General features: G+C 68.7%; 14 protein-coding genes and 1 pseudogene. 5 read left to right on the forward strand and 10 right to left on the reverse strand.

Annotated features, from left to right (window positions below; all coding sequences use genetic code 11):
- Window positions 1-121: 121 nt before the first annotated feature.
- On the reverse strand, window positions 122-745 hold the full coding sequence (locus tag LXN57_RS40190) for an HAD family hydrolase (RefSeq protein WP_308206697.1): 624 nt from the start codon (window positions 743-745) through the stop codon (window positions 122-124).
- 108 nt (window positions 746-853) lie between these two features.
- Between LXN57_RS40190 and LXN57_RS40195 the strand changes: the two genes are divergently transcribed.
- Window positions 854-2,023 (forward strand): MFS transporter, encoded by a 1,170-nt coding sequence (locus LXN57_RS40195; protein WP_251803555.1) that lies wholly within the window; start codon window positions 854-856, stop codon window positions 2,021-2,023.
- 81 nt (window positions 2,024-2,104) lie between these two features.
- On the opposite strand, the gene tuf is transcribed toward LXN57_RS40195, so the two are convergent.
- The 4 genes from tuf to LXN57_RS40215 form a co-directional block, all read right to left on the reverse strand.
- Complete coding sequence (gene tuf / locus LXN57_RS40200) at window positions 2,105-3,295, reverse strand: elongation factor Tu (RefSeq protein ID WP_251803556.1); 1,191 nt, start codon at window positions 3,293-3,295, stop codon at window positions 2,105-2,107.
- A 277-nt stretch (window positions 3,296-3,572) separates the two neighbouring features.
- Window positions 3,573-5,453 (reverse strand): serine/threonine-protein kinase, encoded by a 1,881-nt coding sequence (locus tag LXN57_RS40205; RefSeq protein WP_251803557.1) that lies wholly within the window; start codon window positions 5,451-5,453, stop codon window positions 3,573-3,575.
- A 112-nt stretch (window positions 5,454-5,565) separates the two neighbouring features.
- Window positions 5,566-7,593, reverse strand: a complete 2,028-nt coding sequence (locus LXN57_RS40210) for a hybrid sensor histidine kinase/response regulator (RefSeq protein WP_251803558.1) — start codon at window positions 7,591-7,593, stop codon at window positions 5,566-5,568.
- 68 nt (window positions 7,594-7,661) lie between these two features.
- Window positions 7,662-8,405: an SIR2 family NAD-dependent protein deacylase gene (locus tag LXN57_RS40215; RefSeq protein ID WP_285904724.1), complete on the reverse strand. Its 744-nt coding sequence runs from the start codon at window positions 8,403-8,405 to the stop codon at window positions 7,662-7,664.
- A gap of 182 nt (window positions 8,406-8,587) precedes the next feature.
- On the opposite strand from LXN57_RS40215, the gene LXN57_RS40220 reads away from it, so the two are divergent.
- Window positions 8,588-9,649 (forward strand): lytic polysaccharide monooxygenase auxiliary activity family 9 protein, encoded by a 1,062-nt coding sequence (locus LXN57_RS40220; protein ID WP_251803559.1) that lies wholly within the window; start codon window positions 8,588-8,590, stop codon window positions 9,647-9,649.
- A 210-nt stretch (window positions 9,650-9,859) separates the two neighbouring features.
- Here the strand turns inward: LXN57_RS40220 and LXN57_RS40225 are convergent, their stop codons facing one another.
- Together LXN57_RS40225 and LXN57_RS40230 are read right to left on the reverse strand one after the other, a co-directional pair.
- On the reverse strand, window positions 9,860-10,261 hold the full coding sequence (locus LXN57_RS40225; RefSeq protein WP_251803560.1) for a hypothetical protein: 402 nt from the start codon (window positions 10,259-10,261) through the stop codon (window positions 9,860-9,862).
- Window positions 10,251-11,195 carry a ribose-phosphate diphosphokinase gene (locus LXN57_RS40230; RefSeq protein WP_251803561.1) on the reverse strand — a complete coding sequence of 315 codons (945 nt, stop codon included), beginning with the start codon at window positions 11,193-11,195 and terminating at the stop codon, window positions 10,251-10,253. The genes LXN57_RS40225 and LXN57_RS40230 overlap by 11 nt, the downstream gene beginning before the upstream one ends.
- Before the next feature lie 68 nt (window positions 11,196-11,263).
- Between LXN57_RS40230 and LXN57_RS40235 the strand changes: the two genes are divergently transcribed.
- From LXN57_RS40235 to LXN57_RS40245, 3 genes and pseudogenes are all read left to right on the forward strand, one after another.
- Window positions 11,264-12,106, forward strand: a complete 843-nt coding sequence (locus LXN57_RS40235; RefSeq protein ID WP_251803562.1) for an ABC transporter ATP-binding protein — start codon at window positions 11,264-11,266, stop codon at window positions 12,104-12,106.
- A gap of 2 nt (window positions 12,107-12,108) precedes the next feature.
- A pseudogene (locus tag LXN57_RS40240) lies at window positions 12,109-12,231 on the forward strand (ABC transporter ATP-binding protein); the annotation flags it as partial.
- A gap of 79 nt (window positions 12,232-12,310) precedes the next feature.
- Window positions 12,311-12,508, forward strand: coding sequence for a P-loop NTPase family protein (locus LXN57_RS40245; RefSeq protein WP_251803569.1), 198 nt, complete (start codon window positions 12,311-12,313; stop codon window positions 12,506-12,508).
- Between the two features lie 416 nt (window positions 12,509-12,924).
- On the opposite strand, the gene LXN57_RS40250 is transcribed toward LXN57_RS40245, so the two are convergent.
- The 3 genes from LXN57_RS40250 to LXN57_RS40260 all read right to left on the reverse strand — a co-directional run bounded on the left by LXN57_RS40250 (window position 12,925) and on the right by LXN57_RS40260 (window position 14,365).
- Entirely contained in the window at window positions 12,925-13,176 is a 252-nt protein-coding gene (locus LXN57_RS40250) for a hypothetical protein (protein WP_251803563.1), read from the reverse strand.
- Window positions 13,177-13,794: 618 nt separating this feature from the next.
- Window positions 13,795-14,082 carry a type II toxin-antitoxin system RelE family toxin gene (locus tag LXN57_RS48080; protein WP_285904725.1) on the reverse strand — a complete coding sequence of 96 codons (288 nt, stop codon included), beginning with the start codon at window positions 14,080-14,082 and terminating at the stop codon, window positions 13,795-13,797.
- A complete protein-coding gene (locus LXN57_RS40260) occupies window positions 14,075-14,365 on the reverse strand; it encodes a type II toxin-antitoxin system Phd/YefM family antitoxin (protein WP_251803564.1) in 291 nt (96 codons plus the stop codon). Before LXN57_RS40260 ends, LXN57_RS48080 begins: the two co-directional genes overlap by 8 nt.
- Window positions 14,366-16,251: the final 1,886 nt, after the last annotated feature.

Here is a 16,251-nt window from a genome sequence, read left to right on the forward strand (position 1 = left end):
GGTTCGAGGGGGCCCTCACGACCGCGCCGGCGCGGCGCGGAAGCGAACCGCCGGGATTACCACACAGATGGCCCCGAACAGGGAGACCAGTTGGTCACGCTCTTCTGCGAGACGGGCTGCTTCAACCTCGATTACCTGAAGCTGAGCTGATGCGCGGGTGCCGCTGCCACGGTGGCGGTACCCGTACGGCTGACATGCCGGCCGCGGCGGCGGACTGCATGCCGAAGTCGGTGTCCTCGAACACCAGGCAGCGCTTCGGCGCCACGTCCAGCAGCTTGGCGGCGATCAGGAAGCACTCCGGGTCCGGCTTGCCGTTCAGGTAGTCGCCGGCGCAGACCATCACCTCGAACTTCTCGAGCAGCCCCAGCGTCGTGAGCGACGCGGTCACCGATTCCCGGCTGCTCCCGGAGACGACGGCGAACGGCACCTTCCCGTACGCGTCCTCGATGTGCTCAAGCACCCCGGGCACCGCCGCGACGGTGGGCAGCAGCTCCTGGAAGATCTGCTCCCGCCGCTCGTCCACGACGCCGACCGGCATCGCGAGCCCCTGCCGCGCGTTCAAATCGGCGATCACCGAGGTCGGCGTGCGGCCGCCCCACGCGTAGAACAGCTCCTCCGGAAACTCGGCGCCCCACTCTTCGAGGGCCTGTTGCCAGGCCTGGTAGTGGATCGGCATCGAGTCGGCGATGGTGCCGTCACAGTCGAACAGGTACGCGTCGAACTCGCCCTCAGGCAGCGGCAACATCACGCCGACCACGATAATCCGCAGCCGTTGTCCGATTCGGGGGTGCGCCGTTCGTCGGAGACATGGACCACGAATACGGGGTCCGCGTCTGCAGACCGGGAGGCCCGCGTGACCGTCAGCCAGCTCGCCCCGCACCGCCACGCCGCACGCGTGCAGCGCGACCGGTGGGCCGTCACCGCAGTGTTCCTGCTCAACGGCCTGACGCTGTCCACCTACATCGTGCGAGCCCCCTCGTTCAAGGCCACTCACGATCTGAGCGACGTCCGGTTCGGGCTGTCCGGGCTGCTCTTCGCGATGGCGGCGCTGGCGTGCATGCAAGCCGTCGGACCGCTCGCAGCCCGGCTCGGCACCCGGACGATCCTGCGCGGCGCCCTCGCGGTGATGCCGCTGCTGCTGGCCGGTCTGGCCGTCGCCCCCGGACCGGAGTGGTACCTGATCGGTTCGGCCGTGCTCGGCGGGGTGCACGGCGCCACCGACGCGGCGATGAACGCGAGCGCGGTCGCCGTCGAGCGCGAGGCGAAGCGGCCCATCCTCAACGGCTGTCACGCGGCCTGGAGCGTGAGCGCGGTCGTCGCGTCGCTGTCCACGGCCGCCCTGGCTCACCTCGGTGTGTCGCTGGCCGCGCACCTCGTCGCGACCGGCGCTCTGCTGCTGGCCGGAGGTCTCGCCGCCGCCCGGTGGCTGCCGGACAACGGGCGCGCGAAAGCCGAACCCGGTGCCCCGGTGTCGCTGCGGTCGGGCTGGAGCCGTCCCCTGGTCCTGCTCGGCCTGACCGCCACCGCGCTCATGATCTGCGAGGGCGCGGCGCTCGGCTGGGGCGGGATCTTCCTGCACGAGGCGCGCAACGCCTCGCTGAGCCTGGCCGCGGTGGCGATCACCGCCTACACGGGCGGCCAGACCCTGGGCCGGCTCGCCGGCGACCGGCTCACCAGACGCGGCGGCGGCAACCGGCTGTTCCGGATCGGCGCGCTGATCGCGGCGGGCGGCTTCGCCGTGGCCGTCCTGGCGCCGCACCCGGGCGTGGCGGTGGCCGGGTTCGCGCTGGCCGGGCTCGGCTCGTCGGTGCTGGTGCCGCTGACCTACAGCGCCGTCGGCCGGCTGCCCGGCGCCTCCACCGCGGCCCTGGTGTCGCGGCTGACCACGTTCACCTACACCGGAATCCTGCTCGGCCCGGCACTCATCGGCTGGGCCGCCGGACACCTCGGCCTGGCCGTCACCATGACAGTGGTGATCCCGCTGCTGCTGCTCGTCATCGTGGTTCCCCGCCCGAAGCAGTGACACGTCACCCGATCGGAAGCCGCCGCCCGATCGACAGATGGCCCCGGCCTTCGCCGGCCGGGGCCATCCCCTACTACTGCGTCAGTCGAGCAGCGCCGTCACGGTGCCCGCGGCGACCGTACGGTTGCCCTCGCGCACCGCGAACCCCGCGCCCACCTCGAGCGCCACCGGCTTGCCCAGCGTCACCGCGACCTTGTCGAGCGTGTCGCCCGGCATCACCAGGTCGATGCCGCCGAGGTCCATGCCGCCGGACACGTCCGTGGTGTGGAAGAAGAACTGCGGCCGGTAGTCCGTCGCGAACGGCGTGTGCCGGCCACCCTCCTCCTTCGTCAACGCGTACATCCGCGCCTCGAACTTCCGGTGCGGCGTCACTGTTCCCGGCACCGCCACCACCTGACCGCGCTGCACCTGCTCGCGCTTGATGCCGCGCAGCAGGATCGCCGCGTTGTCCCCGGCCTCGGCCGTCTCGAGCGACTTGCCGAACGTCTCGAGACCGGTCGCCACCGTGGCGATGGTCGGCCCGAGCCCGACGACCTCGACCGGGTCGCCGACGCGCAGCGTGCCGCGCTCGATCTTGCCGGTGACCACGGTGCCGCGGCCGCTGATCGTGAGCACGTTCTCGATCGGCATCAGGAACGGCTCGCCGAGCTCGCGCGGCGGGACCGGCACGTACTCGTCGACCGCGTCCAGCAGGTCCACGATGGACTGGACCCACTTCGGGTCGCCCTCCAGCGCCTTGAGCGCGCTGACACGCACCACGGGCACCTCGTCACCGGGGAACCCGTACTCGCTCAGCAGCTCCCGCACCTCGAGCTCGACCAGGTCGAGCAGCTCCGGGTCGTCGACCGCGTCGCTCTTGTTGAGCGCCACCACCAGGTACGGCACGCCGACCCGCTGGGCGAGCAGCACGTGCTCGCGGGTCTGCGGCATCGAGCCGTCCTGCGCCGACACGACCAGGATCGCCCCGTCGACCTGGGCCGCGCCCGTGATCATGTTCTTCACGTAGTCGGCGTGGCCCGGCATGTCGACGTGCGCGTAGTGCCGGCTCGGCGTCTCGTACTCGACGTGCGCGATGGTGATGGTGATGCCGCGGGCGGCCTCCTCCGGCGCCTTGTCGATGCCCTCGAACGCCACGTACCGGTTGGAGGCCGGGTCGCGGTCGGCGAGAACCTTCGTGATGGCGGCGGTCAGGGTCGTCTTCCCGTGGTCGACGTGCCCCATCGTGCCGATGTTGACGTGCGGCTTGCTGCGGATGAACTGGCTCTTGGCCATGGTTGTCTTCTCGATCCTCACTGGATGCAAGGCATTACTGGGATGCGCGCCCGATTGCCGGTCGGGACACGCCAGAACCGCAGGGTCGAACCACCCTTCCCCTGCGGTTCTGCTACTGCTGGGGAAGGGTCAGATTCGGGTATCGGCGCCGCTGAGAGAACGCACGCACACGGGAGCCGCCCCTTGGGGCAGCTGCACACCGAGCGCGAACATGCGGATCACGGTAGGCGGTAACGCGGTGCCCCTCCACCTAATTCCCGCGGGTGCGACCCGGGCGTCACCAGGTGAAGGTGGCGCTCTTGGCTTCGCTGTTCAGGGTGCGGCCGTCGCGGTCGTAGCTGAAGGACATGACCACCGCGTAGCTGTGGCCGCGGGGCGGGCTGGCCGCGGAGGGGCCGCAGGTTCGGGTGGCGGCATCGCCCTCGAAGGTCAGGTCGTCGCAGGTTCGGGTGGCGCCGACCACGCGGCCGGTGGTGGCGTCCTTCAGGGCGACTGCGATGCGGCCGCGGCCGCCGCCGGGGGCGGTCACCGAAGCCTGGTAACGGACGTCGCGGCCGAGCATGTGGCAGGGCTGGACGCGGGCCGCGGTCTTGGTGCGGAAGTCGATCGCGAAGCTCTGGTTGCACTGCCACGGGCCGTACGGCTGGGCCTCGGGGTGCGGCGACCGCGCCGGCGGGCGCTTGGTGGGTTTCTGCGCGGCCTTGGGGCGTACGGTCGGAGCCGCCGGCGCCGGGGCAGGCGGCGTGCCCACCGCCGGCAGCGGGCGCGTGCTGCCGGTCGGCGTGCGGCCGGCGTTCCGGTTCGCGGAGACGTCCGTGCGGCGCTGCGCGACGGTCGAGGGAGCGGGCGCAGCGGCCGAGGGCGCGGTTTCGACGATCACCCGCGGGGCGGCCAGGTCCTTGGTCTCGCCGTCGTCCCGGCCCATGTTCCAGGCGGTGGTGGCCACGGCCGAGGCGACCATCGTGGCCGCGACCAGCGCCATCGTGGCGCCGGGACGGGCCCAGCGCCAGCCCGGGACAGCGTTGCGCTTGCCGGGATGCCGCTGCGGCGGCACGAGCGACGGGGCCGGGTGAGACACCGGCTCGGCGCGGGCGGCCGGAACGGCGAGACCCGACGAGGCAGCGCGGCCGGACCGGGCAGCGCGGTCGGCGGTCGGGGAGACGAGCCAGGAGTCGTCGGCCGAGGAGAGCGACGCGGAGTGCAGGACGGGCGCGGAGCGGGGCGGCTCGGACAGGGCGTCGGGCGGTGTCGGCAGCGCGGGTGTGCCGGCGAAGCGGCGGGCCACGTCGGAGAGGTCGGCCACCAGCTCGGCGGCGGTCGGGCGCAGGCGGGGCTTCTGCGCCATGCAGGCCATGATCACGTCCCAGACCGGGTCGGGGAGGCCGGAACGGCGGGCCGGGTTGCCCTCGAGGTGCTGGCGCATCAGATCGGGGATGGAGTCGCTCAGGTACGGCGGGCGGCCGCTGACCAGCTCGTACAGGAGCACGCCGAGCGCGTACACATCGGTTGCCGGGCTGGCCGTCGCGCCGTGGAAGGCCTCGGGCGACATGTAGTGCGGGGTGCCGACGACCGCGTTGGGCGTGGTCATGCTCGGCGTGTTCAGGATGCGGGCGACCCCGAAGTCGGTCAGCCGGGTGTCGAGGCGGCCGTCCGTGGTCGCGAGCAGGATGTTGTCGGGCTTCAGGTCGCGGTGCACCACGCCCAGGTCGTGCGCCTCGGCCAGCGCGGCCGCCACCTGCGCGGTGAGCCGGGCCGCTTCGCCCACGGCCACGGTCGGCCGGGTACGCAGCAGGTCGCGCAGGCTGCCCCCGCTGACCAGGTCCATCACCAGGCCGATGGTCTCGCCCACGCTGAACAGGTCGTGCACCCGCACCACGTTGCGGTGGCGCAGCATCCGCAGGATCGTGCGCTCCTGCACGAAGCGGGTGACCAGCCGCGGCTGGCGCAGCAGGCTCTCGTGCAACAGCTTCACCGCGACCGGCTCGCCGGTGGCCCGGTCGAGCGCCTCCCACACCGTACCCGTGGCGCCCTGCCCGATCGGGCGCTGGAGCACGTACGAGCTGCCGACGCACCGTCCGCTCAGGTCCATGGTCGACGTGCCGTGCGTGTCGGCGCGTGATCCGACGCTCAACCGGTCCCTCGTGCCATGCTGGGTCACTCGACGGTCCTTCCGCAGCGGACAATGCTCCGGAATATTGCTGTTTGTCCGCTTCGGATAGCAAGCCCTTACGCCCGGTTTCGCACCTTCGGTCGGAGTCCCGGATTCGCCGTTACTTGGACGTGGCGGTGTCGTTCGTGCTGGTACCGGACAGCGTCCGGATCGCCCCGAGCAGCGTCGACCGGGTGAACGGCTTCTCGATCAGCATGCTGTTGTCGTCGAGCTGCAGCTGCGGGCCGAGCGACGCCGCCGTGTAGCCGGACATGTAGAGCACCGGCAGGTGCGGGTGGTGCGTCCGCAGCGCCGCCGCCAGCTCGGGGCCGGTCATCGTCGGCATCACCACGTCGGTGATCAGCAGGTCGGGCTGCGCGCCCGCGGCCACCTGGGTCACCGCCTGCAGGGCGTCGGTCGCGACCGTGATGGCGTACCCGGCCGGCTCGATCAGGCGCTGCACGAGCTGCGCCACCTCGGGCTGGTCCTCGACGATGAGCACCCGGCCGATCACCGCCGGCGCGCCCTGGCGCCCGGACGCGGCCAGCGGCTTCTCCTCGGCCGCGGGCAGGTAGAGGTGGACCGTCGTCCCCATCCGCGGCTCGGACTCGAGCTCGATGTGACCGCCCAGCGCCTGCACGATGCCGGCGGTCGTGGCCAGCCCGAGACCGGCGGCGGTGGGGCGGGTGGTGAAGAACGGCTCGAGCGCCCGCCGTCGTACCTCGTCGGTCATGCCCACACCGGTGTCGGTGATGACGATGTGCACGAGCCGGCCCGGCGATACCCCCTCGGGACCCTTGCCCGCCTCGACCAGCTCGTTCATCGCGGCCACCCGCAACATGCCGCCGTGCAGCATCGCGTCGCGGGCGTTCGCGGCCAGGTTGACCAGCGCCTGTTCCAGCGGGCCACGCTCGGCACGTACGGCCCATACGTCCGGGCCGAACGCCAGGTCGAGGCCGATGTGCTCGCCGAGCGTACGGCTGAACAAGGACTGCACGTCGGTCAGCAGGTCCGGAATCGGGATGATCTCGGGGCGGTTGCCGTCGCTGCGGCCGAACGCGAGCAGCTGGTGGGTCAGCGAGCGCCCGGTGCCCACCGCGTCGAGGATGTCGGTGGCGAGCCGGTGGTGCTGGCTGCCCTCCTCGGCCGACGAGGTGATCATTTCGGCCGAGCCGCCGACCACGGTCAGCAGGTTGTTGAAGTCGTGCGAGATGCCGCCGATGAGCTGACCCAGGCTGTCCAGCCGGCGCAGGTGGTCGAGCTGCCGCTTGAGACCGCGGGCGTCGATGTGATCGGTGGTGTCGGTGACCATGCAGACCACGCCGGTGAACTCGCCGTGATCGCCCATCAGCGGCATCATGCTGATCCGGACGCTGCGCTGCGAGCCGTCGGCCCGCATGAGCCGGGTGCCGCCGACCGTGGAGCGGCCCTCCCGGCACTCGTTGATGCGCCGGTCGAGCTCCTTCTGGCCCTGGTCGTTGAGGAAGCCGCGGAGCGAGACGCCGACGAGCTGCGAGCGGGGCATGCCCAGGACGACACCGATCGGTTCATTGGCGTACGTCACCACGGCGTCCGGATCGAGCTGAAGCACCCCCTCGGGGATGGTCTCGAGCACCCGGCGGTAGCGCTCCTCGCTGGCCCGCAGCCGCTCCAGAGCGCGCGCGCTGGAACAGGCGAGCGCCAGCTCCCCGGCGATGTCCCGGGCAAGCTCGACCTCGGCCGTCGAATAGAACGACCCGGGCGCCTCGCGGGTCAGCACCAGATATCCCGCGTACGTGTTGTCGACGATCACCGGGCACAGGACGGCCGAGTGGATCTCGTGCTCCTCGCCCGCCAGCGGCTCGACCCCGTCGCCGGCCAGCACGATGGGCCGGCGGCTGGCCGCCAGCGCCGTCGAGAAGTCGTCGTCGGGCAGCTGGTCGACGTGGTCGAGCACGCGGGCAAGCGACGCCGACCGCCCGTCGTCGACATGGTGGTAAGTGATCGAGTCGTAGCGCCCGTCGTCGCGCAGCAGCTGGACCCCGGCCCCGTCACCGATCATGTCGGCGGCGGCGCGGGCAGCTGTGGACTGCACGGCGGCAGGTTCGTGCGAGACCCGGCTCAGTGCCAGGGCCAGATCGGCGAGCGCGTACCGGAGGGGGTAAGCCATGACACCCATGACGACATGATCCGCGCCTCACGGGGTGCGTGGTGCCAGTTCGCCAGGTTTGCAACCATTCATCGGACGATCTCGGGCAGCACCCCGGCCGCCGGTCCCCGCAGATTGACCGCGCAGAACGGGTCGAGCGGCGTCGGCTGCGGGTTGATCTGAATGACGGCGCCGCCCCGCTTCGCGGTCACCTGCGGGATCTCGGCCGCCGGGTAGACCACCCCTGACGTACCCACCGTGATCAGCACGTCGGCGCCGGCTGCGGCCTCCACCGCGCCCTCCAACGCGGCAACCGGCAACGTCTCGCCGAACCAGACCACCCCCGGGCGTACGAGGGACTGGCAGAACCGGCAACTGGGCGGGGTTCTCGGCCCTTCACCACCCGCCCCGCCAACTGCAGGTGCGTCCGCCGGCTTCCCGCACCCGGAACAGCGTGGGGCGAAGAGCGAGCCGTGCAGGTGGATCGGTTTCTTCGAGCCGGCCCGCTCGTGCAGGTCGTCGACGTTCTGCGTGACCACGGTGCAGTCCAGACGGGCGACCGCCTCGTGGCCGGCGTTCGGCCGCACCCGCTCGACCAGTTCCCGCCGCCATTCGTACCAGCCCCAGACCAGGGCCGGATCACGCTCGAAGGCCTCGGGGGTGGCCAGCTCCCCGGCGTCGTAGCGGGCCCACAGTCCGGTCAGCGTGTCCCGGAAGGTGGGCACGCCGCTCTCGGCCGACATGCCGGCCCCGGTGAAGACGACGAGCCGCTCGGCTCCGGCGATCAGGTCGGCCGCGGCACTCAGCCCGGCCTCGGCGCTCAGGGAGTCCATCGCGGAAGTGTGCCCGTCACGGCGTACGGAAACGAAGGGTTTTTCCGCTATTGACAATCGTCGATTTTATGTAACGGTGTTACGACACCCGCCGGTGTACGCGATTCGGGAGTTGAGGGCAGCTCCCGCGGATCCCTCTGGCCTGTCCACCGGGCCACCGACCATGCGGAGCACATGCCCTCATGAAATCCAGAATTCTCTTCAGCGCGCTGGCCGGGCTTCTGCTCGCCGGCCTCACCGTCCTGTTCGCGCCGGCCTCCCCCGCGAACGCGCACGGCAATGTCACCGGTCCGGCGTCGCGCAACTACGGCTGCTTCGAACGCTGGGGCAGCAAGTTCCAGGACCCGGCCATGGCCACCGAGGACCCCATGTGCTGGCAGGCCTGGCAGGCCAACCCGAACGCCATGTGGAACTGGAACGGGTTGTTCCGCGAGAACGTCGCCGGCAACCACCAGGGCGCCATTCCCGACGGCCAGCTGTGCAGCGGCGGCCGCACGGAAAGCGGCCGCTACAACGCCATGGACACCATCGGCGACTGGAAGGCCACCAACGTCGGCAACAGCTTCAACGTCAAGCTGTTCGACGGCGCCCGCCACGGCGCCGACTACATCCGGGTGTACGTCAGCAAGCCCGGCTTCAACCCGGTCACCCAGGCCCCGAAGTGGTCGGACCTCGAGCAGGTATCGCAGATCGGCAACACCCCGGCCGCCCAGTGGACCCAGCGCGCCGACGGCGTCGAGATCGACGTTCCGGTCTCCGCGCCGGGCCGCAGCGGACGGGCCCTGGTCTACACGATCTGGCAGGCCAGCCACTCCGACCAGTCCTATTACTTCTGCAGCGACGTGAACTTCGGCGGCGCCACGACTCCGCCCACCACGCCTCCGACCACCCCGCCCACGACCCCGCCGACCACGCCTCCCACCACTCCCCCGACGACGCCGGCCGCCGGGGCGTGCTCCGCGACGTACTCGACGAGCAGCCAGTGGTCGGGCGGCTTCCAGGGCGAGGTCAAGGTGACCGTGGGTTCGTCGGCCATCAAGAGCTGGACGGTGACGCTGGCGTACGACAGCGCCCCGTCGGTGCAGCAGTCGTGGAACTCGACGGTCTCGGCGAGCGGCAACTCGCTGGTCGCCAAGAATGCCGCCTACAACGGCGCCCTGCCGGCCGCCGGAACGACGAGCTTCGGCTACATCGGCTCCGGAACCGCCACCACCCCCACGGTGACCTGCGCAGCCGCCGTCTGACGGCTCCGCTGAGGCACCCGCCCTCTGGCGCTGGACAGTGACAGCCGTTACAGTCTTTGGGAGCGCTCCCATCTATTGATCCCGGTGAAAGGAGCCCAGCTCAACCCGGCGGATCACCTTCAAAGCTGCGGGGGACGGCGTCCTGCCCTCCCCGTCCCCCGTCAGCACCATCACTCACCCAGAGGCGGCATGCCCGAGAACGCTCGGTGGCTACCTCCGCGAGCAGGTGGAAAGCCTGCGCCTCGGCCGAGATGCCCGGGCGGTCGAAGGTCGGCGCGCCACAGGCGTTCCGCACCAGGCCGTGCTCGTCGACCTCGCGCGTGGCCGCGCCAGGTGGCGTCCGGGAAAGTCGGCCCGCACGACCGCCTCCCCGCACGCCGCGCCGTTGACCGCGTTGCCGTCGGGGCCGCCGAGCCGGCCGTTGGGCGTCTGCCGCGCCACCGCCGACGAAGCCATCAGGTAGGCGAGATCGTCTCGGACCAGGACAACTCGGACTCGATCGTCATTGACCTGGAACTGGTCGAGCGCTGCCTGCGCGGCGCCCCCCTGCTCCCAGCTCTGCCGCTGCATCGCGACCAGCGCGTCAAGCACCCGCACACCGTCAGGCGTCATGGAACAATGCGCTGACCGACTCGCCGTTGTGGATGCGGCGCATCGCCTCGGCCAGGGCGGGCGCGACCGACAGGACGGTGAGCTTCTCGGTGTGGTTCTGCGCCGGTATCGGCACGGTGTTGGTGCAGACGATCTCTTCGATCTCCTTCTCGGCCGAGAGCCGCTGCACCGCGTCGGCTGCGAACAACCCGTGCGTGCAGGCCACCCGCACGCTGCGGACGTTGCGCTCGCGCAGCCGGTCCAGCAGTTCGAAGACCGTGCTGCCCTTGGCGATCTCGTCGTCGAGCACGATCACGTCCTTGTCGGCGACGTCGCCGATCACCGTGCTGATGACCACCTTGTCGTCGGCGAAGCGCTGCTTGGCGCCGGCCGCCACCCCGATGCCGAGCAGCCGGGCGAACGCCGCCGCCTCCTTGGCGTTGCCCAGGTCGGGCGAGACGACCACGGCGTTCTCCAGGTTGTAGCGCCGGAAGTGCCGGGCCAGCTCCTGCAGCGCGTGCAGGTGGTCGACGGGGATGTTGAAGAAGCCGTGCACCTGCGGCGAGTGCAACGTCATGGCCAGCACCCGGTCGGCGCCGGCCGTGGTCAGCAGGTCGGCCACCAGACGACCCCCGATGCTGATGCGCGGCGCGTCCTTCTTGTCACTGCGGGCGTACGCGTAATGCGGCAGCACCACCGTGATGCGGCCGGCCGAGGCGCCGCGGGCCGCGTTCAGCATGAAGAGCAGTTCGACCAGGTTCTCCTGCACGGGCGGGACGAGCGGCTGGATCAGATAGACGTCGCGTTCACGGCAGTTCGCCTGCAGCTGCACCTCGATGCAGTCGTTGGCGAAGCGGGAGGTGCGGATCGGCAGCAGCGGCACCCCGAGGTGGTCGCAGATCTCGGCGGCGAGGTCAGGATGGGCGGATCCGGAGAAAACGGCGATGTCGCGCACGGTCACACCCTAAAATGCCCGGTCGACGGGTGAGAAATGCGGTCCCCGAAAACGCTAGGTTGAGCACCATGAACGGACTGGCTGTCGCGTGCCGGCGCGTGGTGCACATCTACCGGGCCGAGGCGGGCGACGTGGTCGCCCTGGCCGGTGTCGACCTGTCGATCGCCCCCGGTGAGACGATCGCGCTGGTCGGGCCGTCCGGTTCGGGCAAGTCGACGCTGATCGCTCTGCTGGCCGGGCTGATGCGGCCCTCGGCCGGGCGGATCAACATCGGCACGTACGACATGGGCAAGCTCTCCGACGGCGAGATCTCCCGCCTGCGGGGCACCGAGATCGGCGTGGTTCTGCAGGGCGCGGCTCGCAACCTGCTGCCGTACGCGTCGCTGCACCGCAACATCTGGCTGGCCCAGCGCCGCGCCGCCCACACCCGCGGCATCACCCTCGACGACCCCGACCGCATCCTCGACCTGGTCGGCCTGCCCGGCCAGGGCCGCCAGCGCCTGGCCGACCTCACGCCCGGCGGCCGCCAGCGGGCCGCACTCGCCGTCGGCATAGCCACCGGCCCGGGCCTGCTGCTGGTCGACGAGCCCACCAGCCGCCTCGACACCGCCGGCCGTGACGAGGTGCTGGCCGCGATGGAGACGGTGAACGCCGAACGCCAGACCACGATCGTGGTCGTCACCCACGACAACGAGGTCGGCGCCCGCCTGGGCCGCGCCGTGACCATCCGCGACGGTCGGGTCGGCGCCGAGGGCCGCGACGGCCAGGACTTCGCCGTGGTCGCGGGCGACGGCACTGTGCAGCTGCCGCCCGAGGTGCTGGGCAGCTACCCGCCCGGCACCCTGTTCACCGTCCAGCACATCGACGGCGAAGTCACGCTCGTCCCCGGCGGAACGGAGACCGTGGTCTAGTCATGCCGCCTGCCCTGCGCCTCACCGACGTGCGCAAGGCCTTCGGCGGCAGAGCGGCGGTCGACGACGTCGAGCTGGTCGTGCCGCCCGGTCCCCTCCTCGGGCTGGTCGGCCCCAACGGCGCGGGCAAGACGACGGCCCTGTCGATGGCGGTGTGCCTGCTGCGTCCCGACGGCGGCCGGTCCGAGGGCGTACGGCCTGGACGTGTGGAACGAGCCGGTCGCGGCGAAGGCGTTGATGGGCGTGCTCCCCGACGGCCTGGCCCAGCCCGAACAGCTCACCGGCCGCGACTTGCTCAGCTTCTTCGGCCGGCTGCAGCGCCTCGACCCGGCGTCATCAACACCTCGGGGGCAAAGCTGTGCGGGCAAGCCGCGGCCGGTGTCGGCTCGTTGCCCTGCTTGACGACGTTGCTCTGCTCCACGGGCCGCTCGGCCGCGGGATTCTCCCGTTCCGGACGGGCCGGCTGCGGCGACTCCTGGTCGGGCCGGTCAGCCTTCTTCCGATCGACCTTCGGCTTCGCCGGCTCGGACAGCTTCTGCACCAGCGTCGCTCAGACGTTTGTGGGCTGGTTCATCAGCCACATAGCGCGATCTGATCCGAAGAACCACACCGTGGCGTATGTAGTCGAAACCGGCGTGGTCACCGCGGAGACCAATAGCGCGGGACGCATAGCCACGAGCTAGCCGAGGTCACGCACGCGCACTTCCGCAGGATTACGCTGCTCCGCTACTTACCTTCCAACTGAACCGCTCCCATAGCAGATTTCCCTAGAGACAGAAGGCCTCCCAAGGAGGAGTTAAACACTCGAAGGTCATGATTCATTCAACCAACCCCAACGCCCCCGGAAGCTCCCGCATATTATCTTGACGATCCGGATCGGTTTCTGATTCTGCAAATTCTCCGATCAGGCGAACCAAATCTTCTTGATCTTCTGTCGACAGGCCATTCAGGATAGCCGCCGCGTCATTGAGCATCGAGGAGCCGGCTTCTATAGAGACGTCCTCCTCATCGCTCAGGTCAAGCGTGACCATCAACTCGACTAAGGCGCGGACCAGCACCTCGTTCAACATGTACATACTCCTGCCGTCGTGTGCGGGGCCAATTTCACCGTAATATTCGTAATATTCAGCTTCGTCATCATCCTCGATGCAGCTCGAAGACTCCTGGTGTTGGGAACCTCCCAGACGCCTGCGTAGCCATTCTGCTCCAACGCCAGTGATTGCCTGACAGCCGCTCCTTGGGTTTTCCTACCTGTATGCACTCCGTGTTTGCGGTCGATCATGCTGCGCGAAGTGGCATCGTAGCCGTCGAACCTGACGGATCGGATTTCTCCATCGTGCCAGACATAGTCCAGCGCAGGCGCCACAGGCCTCCTGGTTACCGGATTGAAAGTATTCGACCCCAGCGCGCCCGCTTCGTAATCAGCAGCCGCGCTCGACTTGGACGCATTCTCATGGACCCAGTCGATCTCTCCGTCGCAGTTGTGTACGAGGACAGGCTTCTTACCGGCGAGTACATAGTAGGTGTGGATGAACGGCAGGTTGCCTGGTCAGCGCCGTCGAGCTGACCAGGCGGGTTTACCGGCCGTCGCGGATCGCCTGCCGCTCTGACAGCAACCGTGACAGCAACGCCGACGACCGGCGGCGACGCCAGAAGCGTCGCCGGCCAGGAGATCGCAGAGCCGCTTGCTATGTGTGGTAGACGTCGGCGCGGTGGTCGATGCGGACCACATGCACCGTCCTAGTCCGATCATCGATGCGGTAAATCACCCGATACGTCCCGCGTCGGGCACTGTGGTAGCCGGCCAGCTCACGCGCGAGTGGCTTGCCAACAACGCGCGGCCTGTCCAGTAACGGCCCGGTGATGAACTCGCCGACTGCCGCAGCCACGGCCATCGGCAGGCCAACGGGCGGCGCTTCGGTCAGCGCTCGCCGAGCGGCAGGCGCCAGCAACAGCCGGTACGCCTGGTCAGCCACGCGACTCCCGCTCCACCCGGGCGGCCAGGAGCCGCCGCACGTCATCGGCGTCGACGCCGTCACCCGCGGCAAGATCGGACTCAGCCTGACGGATCTGCTCGATCGCCCCGGGCGTGGACAGCAGATCGAGCGTTTCCTCCAGGGCCTGCAGGTCGCTCACGGCCATCAGCACCGCCTCCGGCCGGCCGTTACGGGTGATCACCACGCGCTCATGGGTGTCACGTACCTCGTCCAGCACTGCGGACAAGCGAGCCTTCACATCCGCCAACGGAATCGTATCCATGACCAAAATTCTAGTCACCCCCAGCCTCGCTGGCCAGGACGGAGCAACCCCGTTGGCTAAGAAAAGCTATACAGGATCAAGAGCGCCCGGCTACGCCGGACGCACGCGCGCGCTACACCTACGGCCCGCGCGCACGCGCCCACGCAACGGCCATCCGAACCCAGCGAACCAGGCACCAGGCACCAGGCACCAGGCCGTGACGATCCCTTCATGGGTCCACCCGAACGCGACTTCCGGGGATCGACACCCCGCCGCTACGCGACGAGCCAACGGACAACCCTCCACCAGCCGAGCGAATCAGCAGAACGCGCCTCGACGACCAGTCACGTCACCTGCCGCCGACACACCACAGTCCACATTGAGATCTATTCATCAATTTCCATGTTTGCAAGTATCTGACAGCAACCGTGACATCAACCTGGGCAAACAACCACGCACGTCAGCGCAAATGGTCACTGATCCATTACTCAACGGAGTAGCGTGGATGTGGAATTAATGTTGTAGAAAATGGGATTCGGCTGAGCAGTTTTTTACCCAGCCGAACCCCAGTCATTGCTAGTTCAGGCCACGACTACCGTTACCCGATCGGGGTGTTCATATCCGTCCGGCGTGCACTGCGACGACACTGCACGAGCAGGTCGTCGCCAACATGCCAACGAATGATCTGATCACGCCGCTTGTGCAGCCCCAAGCGCTTGCCGGCTTAATCGGTCAATGGGATCGTCTGGGCATTTCTAATGCAACACCGTCCGATACCAACAAAGATATCACTGATCAGTCAACGAATTTTGGTAACGCTTCCATAGTCGAAGGATCCATTCATTAGATCCCGGCGGCGGCGCAATAGCTACCACGGGTGACGGTGCCGACTCCACCAAATGAAGCAGCGTCCAGGCCAGGCCAAAGCATTCGTCAACCCCGAAGCTACCTACGAGCAGCCGCGCCTCCTCGTCCGTAACGGGCTTCTCGATCGCGTGTAGAGCTAGCTCTAGCCGCTCAAACGCCTCGTCGCCCTCCTCCGAGTCGTCTTCCTCCGACGGCAATGGACCAAACTCACAGAAGACGCGAACCTCATCCCTGACAGTCACTACTACCTCTCAAGAAGATGCGGGTAATTCGTTCTATAATATTGCATGATGCCCTTGATCTGCGGGTTAAAGTGGCTGGCATCCCCGTAGACATCTTGTCCGATCTTCCGAAGGTCCCAGAGATCTTTCGCGAGAACCTCTCGGAAGCTCAGGCCTGCGTCGAGCCGCTTGGTCTTTCTACCCTTGGAACCATACGTTCTGGTCAGGAGGTGGTCTGCATGCGACATCATTACGGCCGCATGATCACGGTGGGGAAGGTGGACCAAGGCAGTTTGTGGAATGTGATTGGGTGTAAGTCCATCACCAGATCGGGCCCTATCTTCCAGGTCGCCGAAACGGCCTACTTCGCCTTCCACGACTGCCATGCGCGGAGATGCCCCATTCGCACAGCGGCAGGATGTCGCGTGATCTGGATCTGAGCCTCCGCAGTTGTGTACAAGCACCGGCGTTTCACCGGCGATCACATAGTACGTGTGGCATATTCACCGAAGACACGGAGAGTGACCTATCGGCGCAGGGCTCTCACCTGGTCTTTCGTGGACGGTCTCGACTCTGGGTCACGCCGTCGGGTGGCGTTGACGGCAACCGTGACGGCAACGTGAGCAGACCATCGCCGACGTTGACGGCCGTCGGGCGGTCTGGGCGAGGCTATCCGAGGTAGGGCGTGGCGCGGTGTTCGGCGTGGTGGCTGATCCGCCCCGGAAATTCCGGACAAACGTTTAGGGCTCGCCGAGAAATAACACGTTGGTTGGATCTTTATCGGGCGGGGTTTAGGACCGTTTGGTGCCGGCCGCGAGT

Origin of the sequence: Paractinoplanes hotanensis (assembly GCF_023717965.1) — a bacterium.
GTDB lineage: Bacteria > Actinomycetota > Actinomycetes > Mycobacteriales > Micromonosporaceae > Actinoplanes > Actinoplanes polyasparticus.